Source organism: Proteus penneri (genome assembly GCF_003144535.1).
GTDB lineage: Bacteria > Pseudomonadota > Gammaproteobacteria > Enterobacterales > Enterobacteriaceae > Proteus > Proteus penneri.
In genome coordinates this window covers 52,697-71,852 of record NZ_PHFJ01000002.1, presented here as the reverse complement: position 1 = coordinate 71,852, position 19,156 = coordinate 52,697, and the positions used below count along the sequence as shown (strand labels likewise).

Sequence of the window (19,156 nt, the reverse complement as noted above, 5' to 3'; positions counted from 1 at the left end):
AAAAGAAAGGATTTAAAAATAAAGGTATTTACCCCCCACTACGATACCCACTCTGACTGCCTATTAGGGTAAATACCTTACGCAAATTTTGCGAAATAACTGAAGCACAAGAGATAAACATAACCCACTCACATTTATCTCAGACGGCATGACATGACGACTTTACTTCTTACTACTGCTGACAACTTCACTTTATTAACGAGGCTAATTTTTGAGAATAATATTTATTCTTTTTAATTTATCCCTACTCTTTCTATTACTTATTTTTACTCATCGTAATCGTATTTAACTTTTTATTTTATTCAGGATAAAGTGCAATTAATGCACTTTATCCTCACTCTGATATTAGAAAATAGTAAATGGCATAATTACGTTAAACTTAACGTCTTTTTCATCTTGGAAGATATTACCAAAACCACCTTCATAACTTGGGATATCGGAATGGTTATCATAACGGGTATAATGAAGCTTAAAGAGTGTCCCTTTAGCGCGACCTTCTTGAACCGTATACATAATATCCGCATTCCATGCACTTTCTCTGATGCGCTGACCTTGATCATAAATGGCTTTACCACTTGGCTTAGCATCCCATGCATAAACATAAGAAGTGCCTACCGCCCAGCCAGATAGATCCCAATTTTTCAGATCGTACATTACACCCGCATAAAGTGCTTTTTCACCATTGGCGTTAAAGTCAGAACGACCATCCCACCAAATATCAAGACGACCATTTGATGTCGCCCAACCCGGCGTCATACGTTGTAAGAAATAACCTTGATTACCTTCGGCTTTAACCCATGTTCCTTCTACTTTGAAGTCAAATACATTGTAGGTATAACCAAAAGTCAGTGCTTGTAACCATGCCAGCCCATCATAAACGTCATTAACACCACCACCGGTCACTTTATCTTTAGCACCGTAGAATTGGTAAGATGTTCTTAATGCATTATCAGCAATTGGGAAATCATAAGAAACTTTACCAAAATACTGATCGATATAACCATCGGCCTGACCAAATGCAGCTTCTAACACTAGGCTGTTTTTAAAATCATATTTGGCGCCAAAAGAGTGAAGATAGCTGATATTGGTTTCTAGATCAGCTTTACGGAAGTTATACATATTCCGATACCATGGTGCTTTATATTCATCTGTCCACATATAGGAGAAAGATAATTCACCGCTTTTATCGAAGTCGAAAACAGCACCCGCTTCAGCACCGCGGTAAGTTCCCGGTAAGAAGCTCCAATGTGGACGCAATAACGTTTGACCTTTAGGTTGAATATATCCCCCTTGAGCCCAGAAATTGCCTAATTTGAATTTTGCAGCTGCTTTATAAACGCTTAAGCCACTGCGATCGCCAGTCCATTTTTCATCCCAGCGACTTTTTGCGTCACTAAAACCGATTTCGTTAGGTGCTGCGGGGCCACTATTATTCAATTCAGCTGCACCAAAGGCAGCTAAATCAATACCAATAAAATCACCAAGGTAACCTGATGAGAAGTCTAGATTAGCGTTGAAAGTAGAATGGTGTAGGTTAGCTTTGTATTTGCCGTAATCAGGACTATTTGGTGTTAACTCTTTTCTATCACGGTCACGTTGCCAATAAAAAAGGCCGCCTGTTAGGGTTGAGTCATCAATAAATCCTTCAGCATGAGACATTTTTGCAGGTAGTGCAGTTACAAGCAATGCGCCCATAACGACAAGTGCCACCCTGCCTGGTTTAGCATGTTGCATAACCATAGCATTGTTTCCTCTTTGACTTTGACTAAAAAAGAAATAAGCACAATGCCTATTTCCAAATATAAAACCCCAAGTGGGGAAAAAACCTAAATTAGGTTAGAAACAGCATATTTTTCGCGACGCGAATTATCAACCAAAAAAAGAGAATTTTTATCAAAATATAACCAAGGGCACATAACTAAATGATCGTTTCATTTTCTTGCTTTTATAATCCCTCATTAAAAATAAATATAACAAATTGATTTTATTTAATTTTTACACCAATCTTTAAACGATATTAGATTTCGTTTTTATTAAAAGGAATAATAAGTAGTGCTTATAAATAAGCTTTTTTAACGATGTAAAATATGTGCATTCAATCACACTTTTCTTACTACAGTCTTATTTAATGAAATGGTATGAAAAAACGGAAGAATAAAGTGATAACAAGTTAATTATTTCAAATGAAACAAATAAAAAGTTATCGTTTGAAATGAAAAAATTGAGATTAATTGATCCCAGAAGAATAAATATTAAATATAAACAGATGAAAAATCGTACAATCTTAAAAAGAAAACAGATGAAAAAATGCTCGATAACTTAATTACCGAGCATCCTATTAATTTTGGTACTAACGATACTTAATACAACTCAAAATAAGGTTTAAATTAACCTTGTTGAGAAATCTTCGCCCAAGTGTCGCGTAAGCCCACGGTACGGTTAAACACAAGTTTATCCGCCGTTGAAAGCTTATCAACACAGAAGTAGCCTTCACGCTCAAATTGATACGCTTTTTCGATAGCTGCATCTTTTAAGCTACGTTCAACAAAACCTTCACGAATAACTAAAGATTCAGGGTTAATTGTTGATAAGAAATCATCTTCTGCCGCTGGATTTGGCACACTAAATAGACGGTCATAAAGACGGATTTCAGCAGGAATAGCGTGTGGAATGCTCACCCAGTGAATAACGCCTTTTACTTTACGTCCATCAGCAGGATCTTTATTTAAAGTCTCAGCATCATAAGTACAGTAAATGGTTGTGATTTCACCTTGCTCGTCTTTTTCAACACGCTCAGCTTTAATAACATAAGCATTACGTAAACGTACTTCTTTACCTAGCACCAGACGTTTATATTGACGGTTTGCTTCTTCTTTGAAGTCTGCGCGATCAATATAAATTTCACGGCTAAATGGCACTTCACGCGTCCCCATTTCCGGCTTATTTGGGTGATTCGGCGCAGTTAAAATCTCTTCGCCTTCTGGCATATTTTCAATCACTAAACGAACCGGATCGATAACCGCCATTGCACGTGGTGCATTTTCGTTTAAATCATCACGAATACAAGATTCTAATGCAGCCATTTCAACATTGTTTTCTTGTTTCGTCACACCAATACGTTGGCAGAACTCACGAATAGATTCTGCTGTATAACCACGACGACGTAAGCCTGAGATCGTTGGCATACGAGGGTCATCCCAACCATTCACAATGTTTTCTGTCACAAGCTGATTCAGCTTACGTTTTGACATCACTGTGTATTCAAGGTTAAGACGTGAGAATTCATATTGACGAGGATGACAAGGGATAGTGATATTATCCAGCACCCAATCATATAAACGACGGTTATCTTGGAATTCTAAAGTACATAAAGAATGTGTGATATTTTCCAGTGCATCAGAAATACAGTGGGTAAAATCATACATTGGATAAATGCACCATTTATTTCCAGTTTGGTGGTGTTCAGCAAATTTAATACGATAAAGCACCGGATCACGCATAACAATAAACGGTGATGCCATATCAATTTTCGCACGTAAACACGCTTTACCTTCTTCAAAGCCACCAGCACGCATTTTTTCAAATAGTGCTAAGTTCTCTTCTACGCTACGTGAGCGATAAGGGCTGTTTTTACCAGGCTCTTTTAATGTACCGCGGTATTCACGAATTTCTTCAGCGCTCAACTCATCGACATAAGCTAAGCCTTTATTAATCAACTCAATCGCATATTGATAAAGCTGATCAAAATAATCTGAGGAGTAATGAATGCTACCTTCCCATTGGAAACCTAACCACTGAACATCTTTTTGAATTGAGTTGATATACTCAATATCTTCTTTTACTGGATTGGTATCATCAAAACGTAGATTACATTTTCCCTGATAATCTTTAGCAATACCAAAATTCAGGCAAATTGATTTCGCATGGCCGATATGAAGATAGCCATTAGGTTCAGGTGGGAAACGCGTATGAACGCTATCATGTTTCCCAGTAGCCAGATCTTCGTCAATAATTTGACGAATAAAGTTCGTTGGGCGGGCATCTGCCTCATTCATGGTCATTTTTTCCTCAAAGCAAAACGCATAATTAACCCACTATAATCCAATAAGCAGGTTTCATAAATACCTTAGCTAAATACACCCCTGAGATATTTATCAAAATAGAGATAAAAAAACGGGAAGTTCGAAAGACTCCCCGTTTTATCGTCTTATTTAACCATCTCTTTATAGAGGATTAAATATCTGTATAGAATTTATTTTAATACTTTGTAGATAACGGTTTTATTTCCAACCACTTCACCTGTAACTTGTTCAGCAATTTTATCAAAATCATCGATATTGCTAACAATCACAGGGCTTATCATCGATTTAGCATTAGCATTCAGATATTCAAGATCTAATTCTAAGATAGGTTGACCAACTTTAACCTCTGCACCTTCTTCAACTAAACGCTTGAAGCCTTTGCCACCTAACGCAACAGTATCAATTCCCATATGCACGATGATTTCAACCCCATTGTCAGTCTCAATACAAAATGCGTGGTTTGTATCAAAAATCTTAACAACAGTACCTGGCGCAGGCGCCATTACGATATTAGAAGTTGGTTTAATTGCTACACCATCACCAACAATACCACTAGAGAACGCTTCATCAGGCACATCTTTCAATGCCACGATTTCGCCATCAAAAGGCGCAATCATTTCAAGTAATACTTTTGAATTTGTGTTGGCTTGTTTTACAGCTGTTTTTTCCGTAGATACTGTCGAGGTAGCAGGCGCTTCATAAGCGGCAACAGGGCCTTGTGTTAATACATCACGCATCGCGTTAGCGACTAATTCAGCACGCGTACCCACAATCACTTGAACACTTTGTTTGTTTAAACGAATAACACCTGATGCACCTAAACGTTTTGCATAGGCATCATTAACAACTGTGGCATCTTTTACATTTAAGCGTAAACGGGTAATACAAGCATCAATACCGGTTAAATTATCAGAACCACCGATAGCCGCGATATATTGACGCGCTTCTTGCTGGATACCTTCTTTACTATTTGCTGGCGCTGTTTTGATATCTTCATCATAACCATCAGCTGTTTCATCACCAATCACTTCATCTTCACGACCCGGCGTTTTCAGGTTGAATTTAGTAATAGTGAAACGGAAAATACCGTAATAAATAAAGAAGAAAACAATACCTTGAACAATCAGCATGTACCAATGAACAGCTAGTGGGTTGCGTGAAGATAAGAACATGTCCACTAAACCTGCACTAAAGCCGAATCCTGAAATCCACTCCATGCTTGCCGCGATATAAACAGAAATCGCCATTAAGAATGCGTGAATAACATAAAGCACTGGTGCCACGAACATAAAGGAGAATTCAAGCGGTTCAGTAATACCGGTGAAGAAAGCAGCAAATGCACCAGCAAGCATGATACCTGCAACTTTTGCTTTGTTCTCTTTACGTGCACAGTGATAAATCGCTAGTGCTGCACCCGGTAAGCCAAACATCATTACTGGGAAGAAACCTGCTTGATAACGACCTGTTACACCCACAGTTGCTAAGCCAGAATCAATAGCTTGCTGACCTGCTAGAAAATTAGGAATATCGTTAATACCAGCGACATCAAACCAGAATACAGAGTTCAACGCATGGTGTAAGCCAACTGGAATTAATAAACGGTTAAAGAATGCATAGATACCCGCACCCAATGCCCCCATATCTTTAATACTTTCACCGAAGCTGACTAATCCACCATAAATCACAGGCCAGATATACATCAGAATAAAAGCGACGATGATCATTAAAAATGAGGTTAGGATAGGAACTAAACGGCGACCACTAAAGAACGACAGTGCACGAGGCAGTTCAACGCTACTAAAGCGGTTATAAAGCTCGGCAGAAAGTACACCAACCAAGATCCCAACAAACTGGTTATTTATTTTACCAAAAGCAACGGGAACCTCTTCTAAAGGCAGACCTTTGATCATTGACACCGCTGCTGGAGAACAGAGTGTTGTCACGACTAAGAACCCAACAAATCCTGTTAAAGCGGCAGCGCCGTCTTTGTCTTTCGACATACCATAAGCAACACCAATGGCAAACAAAACTGACATATTGTCGATGATAGCAGCACCAGATTTGATAAGTAAGGCAGCAAGCGCGTTATCGCTACCCCAGCCTACTGGATCAATCCAGTAGCCAATCCCCATCAGAATTGCTGCTGCAGGTAATGTAGCAACAGGCACCATCAGCGCCCGCCCTATCTTCTGCAGATAACTTAAAATATTCACAAACTCCCCCTTGGATAGCCCCTATGCGGGATCTTATTCATACTCATTCATATTTTATAATAAAATTGATGAGCTAATTATTTAATTCCATTTTTAGTCTAAAAAAATTATTTTGTATCGCAAATTAATTAGTCATAATTTGTGATTGAAGTCACCAATACCGTATAATTTTTAGCTGAAATGCTGGCTAAGTCAGAAAGCTTATTTTATGATTAAAAATATCTTTTGGCGGGACATTTCGATCATCAGCTAAAAATGAAAAGAAATTCGTGTTATACACTCTAAATCATTCGAGTTGCAGGTAGGCTGCAAGCAAAGATATCCCGATGAGTATACTCATGTATGTGATTCGGGTAGCTGAGCGTAGCCACCCCCCCTGCAACTTGAAGGATGACGGGTATAGATGAGCCACTGATAATCACACGATAAAATAACACGTTACTGAGTTATCAGATTTGTCTTTTTTCTATGAGGTTACTATGAGGTTAATCCCCCTATCCACGGCAAAGCAAGTTGGTAAGTGGTCTGCAAATTACATCGTTGAAAAGATCAACGCATTTAATCCAACGGCAGAACACCCTTTCGTACTTGGTTTACCGACTGGTGGCACGCCATTGGCGACATATAAAGAGTTAATTGAATTACATCGTGCAGGAAAAGTTAGCTTCCAACACGTTGTGACGTTCAATATGGATGAATATGTTGGTATTCCATCAGATCATTCACAAAGTTATCGTACTTTTATGTATGAAAACTTCTTTAATCATATTGATATTAAAGATGAAAATATCAATTTATTAAACGGCAATGCAGAAGATCCGCAAGCAGAATGCGAGCGTTATGAGGCTAAAATTAAGTCTTATGGCAAAATCAATTTATTTATGGGCGGTGTAGGTAACGACGGTCACATTGCATTTAATGAACCTGCGTCATCACTCTCTTCACGCACTCGTATGAAAACGCTAACTGAAGATACACGCTTAGCAAATTCACGTTTCTTCGACAATAATGTTAATCATGTTCCTAAATATGCACTGACCGTTGGTGTAGGCACATTATTAGATGCTGAAGAACTAATGATTTTGGCGACAGGTTTTAATAAAGCGCAAGCAGTACATGCAGCAACGGAAGGCGCTGTTAACCATTTATGGACGATTTCTTGTGTTCAACTTCACCCTAAAGCTATTTTAGTGTGTGATGATCCTGCAACAATGGAATTACGAGTAAAAACATTGCGTTATTTCCAACAGATTGAAGCGCAAGAGTGTCAGAAATACCAAGACTAAGTTTAGTAAAATAAGTACCTACTGATTAAGTAGCGGAAAAGGCTAAACTTTCTTACTTATCAGCCAGAATTTGCTGGCTGATATCGGCTTTTTTAGATTGACTTCCCTTATCAGGAGACAAAGGTATGTTTGCCTTAACAAATGCTGTTATTTATACAGGTTACGACCGTTTAGAAAACCACGCCATTATTATTAACGGCTCCCGTATTGAGCAGGTTTGCCCACAGGATCAGCTGCCAAAAGATATCACTGTTCGTGATATGAAAGGTGCAATTGTCTCTCCCGGCTTTATTGATTTACAGGTTAATGGTTGTGGTGGTGTACAATTTAATGACACACCAGAAAATGTCACTGTTGAAACATTAGAAATTATGCAAAAGGCGAATGAACGTTTAGGTTGCACTAGCTATTTGCCAACGCTAATTACCTGTTCTGATGAATTGATGAAAATAGGCATCGAAGCAACTCGTGCTTATATGAAGAAACATGAAAATAAAGTATTGGGATTACATTTAGAAGGTCCTTATATCAATGTGATTAAAAAAGGGACACATAATCCACAATACATTCGTCAACCAAGTGCTCAGATGATTAACTATTTGTGCGATAATGCTGATGTCATCGCCAAAATCACCCTTGCGCCAGAAATGGTTGATGAAAAGTATGTTCGTCAATTAATCAAAGCAGGTATCATTGTTTCTGCGGGGCATTCCAATTCAACTTATGAAGAAGCACGTAAAGGATTCCGTAATGGTATCTCATTATCGACTCACCTTTACAATGCTATGCCTTATATTACAGGCAGAGGCCCGGGGCTTGTAGGCGCCATTTATGATACACCAGAGGTTTATGCTGGTATCATCGCCGATGGTTTACATGTTTCATGGGCAAATATTCGTAACAGTAAGCGTTTAAAGGGTGAAAAATTACTTTTAGTCACAGACGCAACTGCGCCAGCGGGGCTTGATCCTAATAAAAATGAGATGGATAGCTTCGATTTTGCCGGTAAAACCATATATTATCGTAATGGTCTTTGTGTCGATGCAGATGGCACATTAAGTGGATCATCACTGACCATGATTGGTGCGATTAAAAATAGCGTGATCCATGTAGGTATTCCATTAGATGAAACCTTGCGGATGGCTACACTTTATCCTGCTCGTGCGATTGGGATAGAAAAAGAACTCGGGACAATTGAAGCAGGAAAAATTGCTAATCTCGCTTCTTTTGACAAGGACTTCAACCTTTGCACAACATTTGTCAATGGTATTGAAATAACTGATAACTAATGGATGTATATGCTGATGAGTCATAACAACACTGAAACGCAAATTGGCAATATCGATCTTGTTAAACAACTTAACAGTGCGATTGTGTATCGACTGATTGATCAACACGGGCCGATTTCCCGTATCCAAATAGCCGAACAAAGCCAACTAGCACCAGCCAGTGTGACTAAAATTACTCGTCAGTTGCTTGAACGCGGGCTGATTAAAGAAGTTGACCAACAAGCATCAACAGGTGGACGCCGTGCGATTTCCATCATTGTTGAACACCGTAATTTTAATACAGTCAGTGTACGATTGGGTCGTAATGATGCCACCGTCGCTCTTTATGATCTAAGCGGTAAAGTCATCATTGAGCAGCACTATCCTTTAGAGCAGAGTACTCAAAATGAAGTTGAAGCCCTGCTCATCAATGCAATTGATGATTTTATTAAGCAAAACCAACGCCGCATTCGTGAGCTTATTTCAATTTCCGTGATCTTACCCGGCCTTGTTGATCCAAATAAAGGCATTGTTCGTTATATGCCTCATATGAAAGTAGATAATTGGGCTCTAGTCAATAGCTTAGAGAAACACTTTAATTTGCCTTGTTATGCTGGACATGATATTCGAAGCCTTGCACTAGCCGAGAATTATTTTGGTGCGACACGAGATTGTGAAGACTCGTTATTAGTCCGGATCCATCGTGGTGCAGGTGCTGGTGTTATTATTAATAATAAAATTCTACTCAATCAGCGTGGTAACTTAGGGGAGATTGGTCATATTCAAATCGATCCTCTAGGTGAACGTTGCCATTGTGGTAATTTTGGTTGTTTAGAAACGATAGCGTCCAATACTGCTATCGAAGCAAAAGTGCGCTATCAGTTAGAGCAAGGGTATCCAAGCCAGTATTTATCGCTAACACAGTGCCAAATCCAAGACATTTGTCGAGCGGCTATTAAAAATGACCCTCTAGCAGTCGAAACCATCAAACAAGTGGGTTTACATTTAGGTAAAGCTATTGCGATCGCTATTAACCTGTTTAACCCACAAAAAGTAGTTTTGGCAGGTGAATTAACTGAAGCGGCTGAAGTTTTACTTCCCTCAATTCAAAGTTGTATTAATACGCAAGTATTAAAAGAATTCAGAGAAGATCTTCCTATTGTTATATCTGAGCTTGATCATCGTTCTGCCATAGGGGCTTTTGCCTTGGCTAAACGCGCAATGCTTAACGGAGAATTACTTCAACAGTTATTAGAAAAGTAGTTTATTGTCGATAAATTATGCTTTTTGAGTTGAATTTATACTTTTCTGATCTTCATTGTGAAATAAGCATAAAATTCAATCAGTAATATTCAAAGAAAAAGAAATGTTACGTGAGTTTCTCGTCACATTTCTTTTTTTATGCCCATTGTTCTTCATCTTTTTCCTCTTTAGTTTAATATCATTTCTCTTACTGCTTTGTTTTTTCTTTTTATTCACACACTATTGCACCTTATACTTTGAGATATTTTTCATCAACAAGGTTGTTTTTTGGATCTTTTTTCGACAAAATGATTAACCATCGAGCAAACGGACACGTTTCTCGAAAATTAATGCAAAAAGCAGTTGACGGATTTGTCTGTAATACGCATAATGCGCCCCGCAACGCCGACGAAGGTTATGCAAAAAAAGATGGCTATGTAGCTCAGCTGGTTAGAGCACAACACTCATAATGTTGGGGTCACAGGTTCGAATCCCGTCATAGCCACCATCTTTTTGCGGGAGTGGCGAAATTGGTAGACGCACCAGATTTAGGTTCTGGCGCCGCAAGGTGTGCGAGTTCAAGTCTCGCCTCCCGCACCATTTTAACCTCGTCAAGAATTTATCAGTTGGGATATCGCCAAGCGGTAAGGCACCAGGTTTTGATCCTGGCATTCCCAGGTTCGAATCCTGGTATCCCAGCCATATTTCTGATAAATTAGCGTGTTGACAATTGAATTAGCGGATGGGGTATCGCCAAGCGGTAAGGCACCAGGTTTTGATCCTGGCATTCCCAGGTTCGAATCCTGGTACCCCAGCCATCTTTCCGTTAGATTCAATCTGGCTATGTAGCTCAGCTGGTTAGAGCACAACACTCATAATGTTGGGGTCACAGGTTCGAATCCCGTCATAGCCACCATTTTTGGGATATCGCCAAGCGGTAAGGCACCAGGTTTTGATCCTGGCATTCCCAGGTTCGAATCCTGGTATCCCAGCCATATTTTGAAAGAGAGACTCGCAGAGCGAGTCTTTTTTTCTCCAAGTTGTTGCGGGAGTGGCGAAATTGGTAGACGCACCAGATTTAGGTTCTGGCGCCGCAAGGTGTGCGAGTTCAAGTCTCGCCTCCCGCACCATTGATTACTAACGTGTTTATCACGAAATCAACAAATAAGACTCGTAATAGCGGGTCTTTTTTGTTTTTATCGCTTAATTTTTTCCTATCTGTTCTCTAAACATCATTTCTCCCTCTTTTTTTCTTATTCCTCTACTCTCAAAGTACAACAAACTCCACATCATCATTTTTATTTTTTCTCATCACTCCACACTTTATTGCTCTTTCTGTACATATCTCACCCAACATACTATACTCCCCCATAGTATATTTAAGGATTATGTATGCCACACTCACCAGCAGAAAAAAAAGCCGCGTTAACTCGCGTAAGAAAAATTAAAGGGCAACTTCTTGCATTAGAAACTGCACTTGAAAATGAAAACGAATGCAGTCAGGTATTACAACAAATTGCCGCCATTCGAGGTGCTATTAATGGCCTGATGGCAGGTGTACTCGAAAGTCATTTACGAGAAGGTCTTATGGATGCCGTCGCTTCTCCTGAAGATCAAAAAAATTCCGTTGATGATGCCATTTCATTAATCCGCACTTACCTGCGTTAATAACAAAAAGGATACACTATGAAATCTCGTGCAGCAGTCGCATTTGGCCCCGGAGAACCTTTAAAAATTGTTGAAGTTGATGTGATGCCACCAAAAGCCGGTGAAGTGCTCATTAAAATTAGTCACACAGGTGTTTGCCATACCGATGCATTTACGCTGTCGGGTGATGATCCTGAAGGTGTATTCCCTGCTATTCTTGGCCATGAGGGTGCCGGCGTGGTTGTAGAGGTTGGTGAAGGTGTCACGAGTGTTAAACCAGGTGATCACGTTATTCCTCTGTACACAGCTGAATGTGGCGAATGTCTATTTTGTAAATCAGGCAAAACAAACTTATGTGTTGCCGTCAGAGCAACGCAAGGTAAAGGCTTAATGCCCGATGGGACAACACGCTTTTCCTATAATGGACAGCCTATTTATCACTACATGGGATGCTCTACTTTTAGCGAATACACTGTGGTGGCTGAAGTTTCTCTGGCAAAAATCAATCCAGAAGCTAATCACGAAGAAGTTTGCTTATTAGGTTGTGGTGTAACAACAGGTATTGGCGCGGTTCACAATACTGCAAAAGTGCAAGAAGGTGACTCTGTTGCTGTGTTTGGTTTAGGTGGCATTGGTCTTGCCGTTCTTCAAGGCGCAAGACAAGCCAAAGCAAGTCGTATTTTTGCTATTGATACAAATCCTGAAAAATTTGCATTGGCTCGCCAATTTGGTGCAACAGATTGCCTAAATCCTAATGATTACGATAAACCTATCCAGCAAGTTCTTGTCGAAATGACACAGTGGGGTGTTGACCATACTTTTGAATGTATTGGTAATGTTAATGTCATGAGAGCAGCATTAGAAAGTGCACATCGCGGCTGGGGTCAATCCATTATTATTGGTGTCGCAGGTGCAGGACAAGAGATCTCAACTCGTCCATTCCAATTAGTGACGGGTCGTTCGTGGAAAGGTACAGCTTTTGGTGGTGTTAAAGGCCGTAGTCAATTACCCGCAATGGTTGAGGATGCAATGAAAGGCAATATCGAACTTAAGCCTTTTGTAACCCATAAACTCCCGTTAGAAAAAATTAATGAAGCTTTTGATTTAATGCACGAAGGTAAATCAATCCGAACCGTTATTCATTTCGATTAACCATCATCAAACTTATGTTTCATAGGTTTGTCTTTGCTTTTAAAGGAGTCAAAATGGAAAGGATTGAACGTCATGCCTGTTTTGGTGGTTGGCAAGAAGTCTATCAACATACATCAACGACGTTAAATTGTGAGATGAAATTTGCTATCTACCTTCCTCCTATGGAAGAAGAGCAAAAATACCCTGTTTTATATTGGTTATCAGGCTTAACCTGCAACGAGCAAAATTTTATTACTAAAGCTGGTGCTCAACAATTTGCAGCGCAACATGACATTATTTTAGTTATACCCGATACCAGTCCTCGCGGTGAAAATGTCGCTGATGATAGTGCTTATGATTTAGGGCAAGGCGCAAGTTTTTATCTTAATGCCACCCAATCGCCTTGGAATGAGCATTACAAGATGTATGACTATATTGTTGATGAACTTCCTACACTGATAGAAACGCATTTTCCTGTGACTCATCAACGTGCCATTAGTGGGCATTCAATGGGAGGACATGGTGCCTTAACAATTGCACTGCGAAATTCAGCACGCTACTGCAGTGTGTCAGCGTTTTCTCCGATCGTGGCACCGTCAGTTGTTCCTTGGGGTAAAAAAGCGTTTAGCGCTTATTTAGGCGATGATATGACGCAGTGGCAACAATATGATGCAGTGGCATTGATTAACCAAGCAGAAAGTGTGTTACCTATGCGTGTTGATGTCGGTCTTGATGATCCCTTCTATCAGGAACAATTAAAACCCGAGCTATTTGCTAAAGCCTGTAATGAAAAACAGTTCACTTATCAATTGAATTTACATCAAGGGTACGATCACAGTTACTATTTTGTGGCGAGTTTTATTGGTGAGCATATTGCTTTTCATGCCAAACATTTAAAAGCGTAACAACAATGCGATGATCTTATTGCTGATATCCAACTCCGATCATCGCATTTCTAATTACTTAATACCTAATGCATAACGTAGCGCCGCTTCTTTAGCCTTACCAGCATGTTGCGCAGCTAAAAGGCCGATATTTCTAACGACTTTTAACCCTGGTAATTGGTGACTAAAAGCGTGATAAAAAACATCCATTCCCGCTTGCATGACTAAATTGTCAGGCATACGACGACGCTGATATTTCTTCAATAACGCCATTGAATCCCAAGGTTCAAAATGTTTTTTGGCATCAGCCACTAAGTCTAAGAAACAATCCACATCACGGTAACCTAAATTGACACCCTGCCCTGCTAAAGGATTGATAGTATGAGCCGCATCGCCCAATAAAATAATCCCTTTATCAACGTAACGGCTTGCATGTTGACGCGTTAATGGGAATGAACCAGCTGCAATAGGTGTCACTTTACCTAATCGATCAGGAAAAGCATGTTGAATTTCTTTTTCTAACTGCGTCATCGACATATTTTGCAGTTTTCTAATTCTGTCAGGCGAATCATACCAAACCAAACAGGCCCAATTATCAAAAAGCGGTAAATAAGCGCGAGGCCCTGAGGGGTAAAAACGTTGCCATGTTCCCTTTTCAGGAGGTAACTCTGTTTTCACAGTGATCAGCATACAAGATTGACGATATTGCCAACCATTGCTACCAATACCCGCAAATTGGCGCACTTGAGAATTCGCACCATCTGCACCTACCACTAAATTTGTGGTCACTTCACTGCCATCAGAAAGTGTTACTTTCCATTTATCATCTAAATAGACCATTTTACTTAGACTGTTTGGGCATAATAAAGTGATATTGCTATAACGTTCAGCTTCTTGCCAAAGGGCTAATTGCAAAATACGGTTTTCAACCATATAGCCTAATTCAGGCAACCCTAAGCTTTTTGCATCAAAAACAACATGAGCATTTTCTTCTTCCCATGTTTCTAAGGTAAGATAAGGCGCAGAACGCATAGCCAAAACATGTTGCCATGCACCTAATTGTTTTAATAGACTAACGGACGCGCAACTAATCGCAGAAATACGGATATCAGGATGAGATGACGCATCAAAAGGTGCTGGAGACTGTCGTTCAATCATTGCAACACACAATCCTTCTTGCGCCAGCCCAATTGCAACAGCTGCGCCAATCATACCGCCACCCGCGATGATTGCATCAAAATCGTTTTTTACATTACTCATCATTGTTATGCCATAACTCATTACTTTAAATAATAGGTAAGCGCTGTTTCAGTTTATTTCTATTAAACTAAACGCCATAGATAATTAGCGCCGACTTGCTCTAGTCACTGACCACACAAATGACTACAATAACCACCTTATTGGCTTATTACACGCAACGTTTTCCAATGATTAGCTATTGTCTCACTGAAAATACCGGATTTACACAATGTCGACGATAAAAAAACTGTACATTAAAACTTGGGGCTGTCAGATGAATGAGTACGATTCATCCAAAATGGCAGACCTACTCGAAAGCACCCACGGTTATCAGTTAACCGATGTCGCCGAAGATGCGGACATTCTACTGCTAAATACCTGTTCTATCCGTGAGAAAGCACAAGAAAAAGTCTTTCATCAGTTAGGACGTTGGAAATATTTCAAAGATAATAAACCTGATATTATCATTGGCGTCGGTGGTTGTGTTGCCTCTCAAGAGGGCGAATACATCCGTCAACGTGCGCAGTGTGTCGATATTATCTTCGGGCCACAAACTTTACACCGTTTACCTGAAATGATTAATCAGGTTAAAGGGACTAAAAGCCCAGTTGTCGATATCAGCTTCCCTGAAATCGAAAAATTTGACCGTTTACCAGAACCGCGTGCTGAAGGCCCTTCTGCCTTCGTTTCCATCATGGAAGGCTGTAACAAATACTGCTCTTTCTGCGTAGTTCCTTACACTCGTGGTGAAGAAGTTAGCCGTCCTTGCGATGATGTCCTATTTGAAATTGCTCAATTAGCTGCCCAAGGTGTACGCGAAGTAAACTTGTTAGGTCAAAACGTTAACGCCTATCGTGGCGCGACTTTTGATGGTCAAATTTGTAGTTTTGCTGAATTAATTCGTTTAGTGGCAGCAATTGACGGTATTGACCGCATTCGCTTTACTACCAGCCACCCTATCGAATTTACTGACGATATCGTTGCGGTTTATGAAGATACACCAGAATTAGTCAGCTATTTACACTTACCTGTGCAAAGTGGTTCTGACCGCATTCTAACATTAATGAAGCGTAACCATACTGCACTTGAATACAAGAGCATCATTCGCAAATTACGTAAAGCGCGTCCTGATATTCTGATCAGTTCAGACTTTATCATCGGTTTCCCGGGTGAAACTCAAGACGACTTTGAAAAAACGATGCAATTAATTGCGGATGTTAATTTCGATATGAGCTTTAGTTTCATCTATTCAGCACGTCCTGGTACTCCAGCCGCTGACTTACCTGATGACGTTAGCGAAGATGAAAAGAAACAACGTTTATATCTGCTACAACAACGTATCAATCAACAAGCCATGAACTTTAGCCGAGCTATGCTAAACAGTGTGCAACGTATTCTTGTTGAAGGCCCTTCACGTAAAAATGTGATGGAGCTTTCTGGTCGTACTGAAAATAACCGAGTGGTTAACTTTGAAGGTACACCGGATATGATTGGTAAGTTCGTTGATGTTGAGATTGTAGACGTTTATGCCAACTCCCTACGTGGTAAAGTGGTTAGAACGGAAGATCAAATGGATTTACGGATCCATGAATCACCAGAATCCGTCATTGCACGTACTCGTAAAGAAGATGAATTAGGGGTAGGTGTTTACCAACCTTAATTAATCAGATTTAACAAAAGGATAATCAGTGACAGTAATAGCACATGCACAAGTAGCGACCCAAGAAATTTTCTTAGAGCCAGCTGACAATGCCCGTTTAATGAGCCTATGTGGCCCATTTGACGATAATATTAAGCAACTTGAGCGCCGTTTAGGTATCGAGATTAATCATCGTGATAACCGTTTTAAACTCACGGGTAAATCATTATGTGTCAATGCAGCAGCAGGAATTTTACGTCGCCTGTATGTGGAAACCTCGCCAATTAAAGGCGTGATCCCCGATATCGACCCTGAACAAATTCATCTTGCTATCAAAGAAAGCCGTGTGCTTGAGCAAAGTGATGAGCATGTTCCTGAATTTGGAAAATCAACCAATATTCGGACTAAACGAGGTGTAATAAAACCTCGTACACCAAATCAGGCACAATATATTGCCAATATTCAAACCCATGATATTACATTTGGCATTGGGCCTGCTGGTACAGGGAAAACATATCTGGCTGTTGCTGCCGCTGTTGATGCCCTTGAACGTCAAGAAGTGCGTCGTATTTTGTTAACGCGCCCTGCGGTTGAAGCTGGTGAAAAACTGGGTTTTTTACCTGGCGACCTTAGTCAAAAAGTCGATCCTTATTTACGACCGCTTTATGATGCGTTATTTGAGATGTTGGGTTTTGAAAAAGTTGAGAAACTAATAGAGCGTAATGTTATTGAAGTCGCTCCACTCGCTTATATGCGTGGGCGTACACTCAATGATGCCTTTATTATTCTTGATGAAAGCCAAAACACCACCATTGAACAAATGAAAATGTTCTTAACGCGTATTGGTTTTAACTCTAAAGCCGTTGTCACTGGGGATATTACTCAGATTGACCTGCCAAGAGGCAATAAATCAGGCTTACGTCATGCTATCGAAGTTTTATCCGATGTGAACGACTTAAGTTTTAACTTTTTCCACAGTGAAGACGTTGTTCGCCACCCTGTGGTTGCCAAAATTGTTATCGCTTATGAAACTTGGGAAACTGAAGACCAAAAACGTCGCCAAGCTATCAAAGCAGAAAAAGAGAAGCTTCAGAGAGAAAATCATGAGTGAAGTTATCCTTGATTTACAAGTAGCAAGTGAAAATACACAAGGGCTTCCTACTGAAGCCCAATTTATGACATGGTTAGAAGCGGTATTACCGCAATTTCAGCCTGTAAGTGAAGTGACTATTCGTATTGTTGATGAAGCAGAAAGTCACGAACTAAATCTCACGTATCGTGGAAAAGACAAACCGACTAATGTGCTTTCTTTTCCCTTTGAGGCCCCACCTGAAGTTGAATTGCCTCTCTTGGGGGATTTGATTATTTGCCGTCAAGTGGTAGAAAAAGAAGCGACTGAACAGAGTAAGACTGTTGAAGAGCATTGGGCACACATGGTTATTCATGGATGTCTGCATCTTTTAGGTTATGATCATATTGAAGATGATGAAGCCGAAGAAATGGAAGGTTTAGAGACGGAAATCTTACAAAATTTAGGTTATGCAGATCCCTATTTAATTGAAAAAGAGTAACAGTTCTCTTATTTTTATGATAAATACTATATCTAATTAACCATTCAATGAGGAAAAATAGTTAAAACGCCATGAGCGACGACCAATCTTCGAGTAACGATAACCCTGGTCCTAAGAAAGGGTTTCTCACACTGCTTAATCAGTGGTTCCACGGTGAACCTAAAAACCGTGATGATCTGATGGAGCTTATCCGCGATTCTGAACAGAAAGAATTAATTGATCCTGATACCCGCGACATGCTTGAAGGGGTAATGGATATTGCTGAACAGCGTGTTCGGGATATTATGATCCCACGCTCCCAAATCGTTACACTAAAACGTAATCAAACTCTTGATGAATGTTTAGATGTAATTATTGATTCAGCACATTCCCGCTTCCCAGTTATCAGCGAAGACAAAGATCATATTGAAGGCTTATTGATGGCAAAAGATTTACTGCCATTTATGCGTACAGACGCAGAGCCATTTAGCATGGATAAAGTCTTACGTTCAGCGGTTGTTGTACCTGAAAGTAAACGGGTCGATCGCCTATTAAAAGAATTCCGCTCACAACGCTATCATATGGCAATTGTGATTGATGAATTCGGAGGTGTATCAGGACTTGTCACAATTGAAGATATTCTAGAACTTATCGTAGGCGAAATTGAAGATGAGTATGACGATGAGGATGATATTGATATTCGTCCACTGAGTCGCCACGCTTACTCAGTTCGAGCTTTAACCCAGATAGAAGATTTCAATGAAGCGTTCGGTACACATTTCAGCGATGAAGAAGTTGATACAATTGGCGGTTTAGTTATGCAAGCCTTTGGTCACCTTCCTGCTCGTGGTGAAACTATTACCATTGATAATTACCAATTTAAAGTTGTTATGGCAGATAGCCGTAAGATCATTCAGGTGTATGTGCATATTCCAGATGATGCGCCCATTCCTGAACTAGGTAATGATGTATAGG

At 39.9% G+C, this 19,156-nt stretch carries 14 protein-coding genes and 7 tRNA genes; 17 read left to right on the top strand and 4 right to left on the bottom strand.

The features are described 5' to 3' along the window. Nucleotides 1-345: 345 nt before the first annotated feature. The 3 genes from chiP to nagE form a co-directional block, all read right to left on the bottom strand. Nucleotides 346-1,740 (bottom strand): chitoporin ChiP, encoded by a 1,395-nt coding sequence (gene chiP / locus CUB63_RS03365; RefSeq protein ID WP_109400672.1) that lies wholly within the window; start codon nt 1,738-1,740, stop codon nt 346-348. Between the two features lie 647 nt (nt 1,741-2,387). Beyond that, nucleotides 2,388-4,055 carry a glutamine--tRNA ligase gene (glnS, locus tag CUB63_RS03360; RefSeq protein ID WP_072062933.1) on the bottom strand — a complete coding sequence of 556 codons (1,668 nt, stop codon included), beginning with the start codon at nt 4,053-4,055 and terminating at the stop codon, nt 2,388-2,390. Between the two features lie 197 nt (nt 4,056-4,252). Then, the gene (nagE, locus tag CUB63_RS03355) at nt 4,253-6,295 is read right to left on the bottom strand and encodes an N-acetylglucosamine-specific PTS transporter subunit IIBC (protein WP_109847452.1); all 2,043 of its coding nucleotides are present in this window, start codon (nt 6,293-6,295) and stop codon (nt 4,253-4,255) included. 479 nt (nt 6,296-6,774) lie between these two features. Between nagE and nagB the strand changes: the two genes are divergently transcribed. The 13 genes from nagB to fghA all read left to right on the top strand — a co-directional run bounded on the left by nagB (nt 6,775) and on the right by fghA (nt 13,774). Beyond that, nucleotides 6,775-7,581, top strand: a complete 807-nt coding sequence (gene nagB / locus CUB63_RS03350) for a glucosamine-6-phosphate deaminase (protein WP_069370072.1) — start codon at nt 6,775-6,777, stop codon at nt 7,579-7,581. A gap of 125 nt (nt 7,582-7,706) precedes the next feature. Then, nucleotides 7,707-8,870, top strand: a complete 1,164-nt coding sequence (gene nagA, locus CUB63_RS03345) for an N-acetylglucosamine-6-phosphate deacetylase (protein WP_006537702.1) — start codon at nt 7,707-7,709, stop codon at nt 8,868-8,870. A 9-nt stretch (nt 8,871-8,879) separates the two neighbouring features. Beyond that, nucleotides 8,880-10,112: a DNA-binding transcriptional regulator NagC gene (gene nagC / locus CUB63_RS03340; protein ID WP_082147312.1), complete on the top strand. Its 1,233-nt coding sequence runs from the start codon at nt 8,880-8,882 to the stop codon at nt 10,110-10,112. A 410-nt stretch (nt 10,113-10,522) separates the two neighbouring features. Next, nucleotides 10,523-10,599, top strand: a tRNA-Met gene (locus tag CUB63_RS03335). A gap of 7 nt (nt 10,600-10,606) precedes the next feature. After that, nucleotides 10,607-10,691: transfer RNA gene (locus CUB63_RS03330), tRNA-Leu, on the top strand. Nucleotides 10,692-10,718: 27 nt separating this feature from the next. Then, a tRNA-Gln gene (locus CUB63_RS03325) sits at nt 10,719-10,793 on the top strand. A gap of 41 nt (nt 10,794-10,834) precedes the next feature. Then, nucleotides 10,835-10,909: transfer RNA gene (locus tag CUB63_RS03320), tRNA-Gln, on the top strand. A 21-nt stretch (nt 10,910-10,930) separates the two neighbouring features. Continuing rightward, a tRNA-Met gene (locus CUB63_RS03315) sits at nt 10,931-11,007 on the top strand. Between the two features lie 4 nt (nt 11,008-11,011). After that, a tRNA-Gln gene (locus tag CUB63_RS03310) sits at nt 11,012-11,086 on the top strand. Nucleotides 11,087-11,136: 50 nt separating this feature from the next. Next, a tRNA-Leu gene (locus tag CUB63_RS03305) sits at nt 11,137-11,221 on the top strand. A 262-nt stretch (nt 11,222-11,483) separates the two neighbouring features. After that, nucleotides 11,484-11,759 (top strand): metal/formaldehyde-sensitive transcriptional repressor, encoded by a 276-nt coding sequence (locus CUB63_RS03300; protein ID WP_006537705.1) that lies wholly within the window; start codon nt 11,484-11,486, stop codon nt 11,757-11,759. 18 nt (nt 11,760-11,777) lie between these two features. Next, nucleotides 11,778-12,890: an S-(hydroxymethyl)glutathione dehydrogenase/class III alcohol dehydrogenase gene (locus CUB63_RS03295; RefSeq protein WP_072062936.1), complete on the top strand. Its 1,113-nt coding sequence runs from the start codon at nt 11,778-11,780 to the stop codon at nt 12,888-12,890. A gap of 53 nt (nt 12,891-12,943) precedes the next feature. Beyond that, nucleotides 12,944-13,774: an S-formylglutathione hydrolase gene (gene fghA / locus CUB63_RS03290; RefSeq protein WP_109847451.1), complete on the top strand. Its 831-nt coding sequence runs from the start codon at nt 12,944-12,946 to the stop codon at nt 13,772-13,774. Nucleotides 13,775-13,828: 54 nt separating this feature from the next. Here the strand turns inward: fghA and ubiF are convergent, their stop codons facing one another. Further along, nucleotides 13,829-15,016, bottom strand: coding sequence for a 3-demethoxyubiquinol 3-hydroxylase (gene ubiF / locus CUB63_RS03285; protein ID WP_082147313.1), 1,188 nt, complete (start codon nt 15,014-15,016; stop codon nt 13,829-13,831). A gap of 205 nt (nt 15,017-15,221) precedes the next feature. Here ubiF and miaB point away from each other — a divergent pair, with 205 nt between their 5' ends. The 4 genes from miaB (at nt 15,222) to corC (ending at nt 19,155) form a co-directional block, all read left to right on the top strand. Then, nucleotides 15,222-16,652 carry a tRNA (N6-isopentenyl adenosine(37)-C2)-methylthiotransferase MiaB gene (gene miaB / locus CUB63_RS03280; protein ID WP_006537711.1) on the top strand — a complete coding sequence of 477 codons (1,431 nt, stop codon included), beginning with the start codon at nt 15,222-15,224 and terminating at the stop codon, nt 16,650-16,652. Nucleotides 16,653-16,680: 28 nt separating this feature from the next. Then, a complete protein-coding gene (locus CUB63_RS03275) occupies nt 16,681-17,742 on the top strand; it encodes a PhoH family protein (protein ID WP_072062938.1) in 1,062 nt (353 codons plus the stop codon). Next, a complete protein-coding gene (ybeY, locus tag CUB63_RS03270; RefSeq protein ID WP_006537714.1) occupies nt 17,735-18,202 on the top strand; it encodes an rRNA maturation RNase YbeY in 468 nt (155 codons plus the stop codon). Before CUB63_RS03275 ends, ybeY begins: the two co-directional genes overlap by 8 nt. A gap of 71 nt (nt 18,203-18,273) precedes the next feature. After that, nucleotides 18,274-19,155, top strand: a complete 882-nt coding sequence (gene corC, locus CUB63_RS03265; RefSeq protein WP_006537715.1) for a CNNM family magnesium/cobalt transport protein CorC — start codon at nt 18,274-18,276, stop codon at nt 19,153-19,155. Nucleotide 19,156 lies beyond the last annotated feature (1 nt).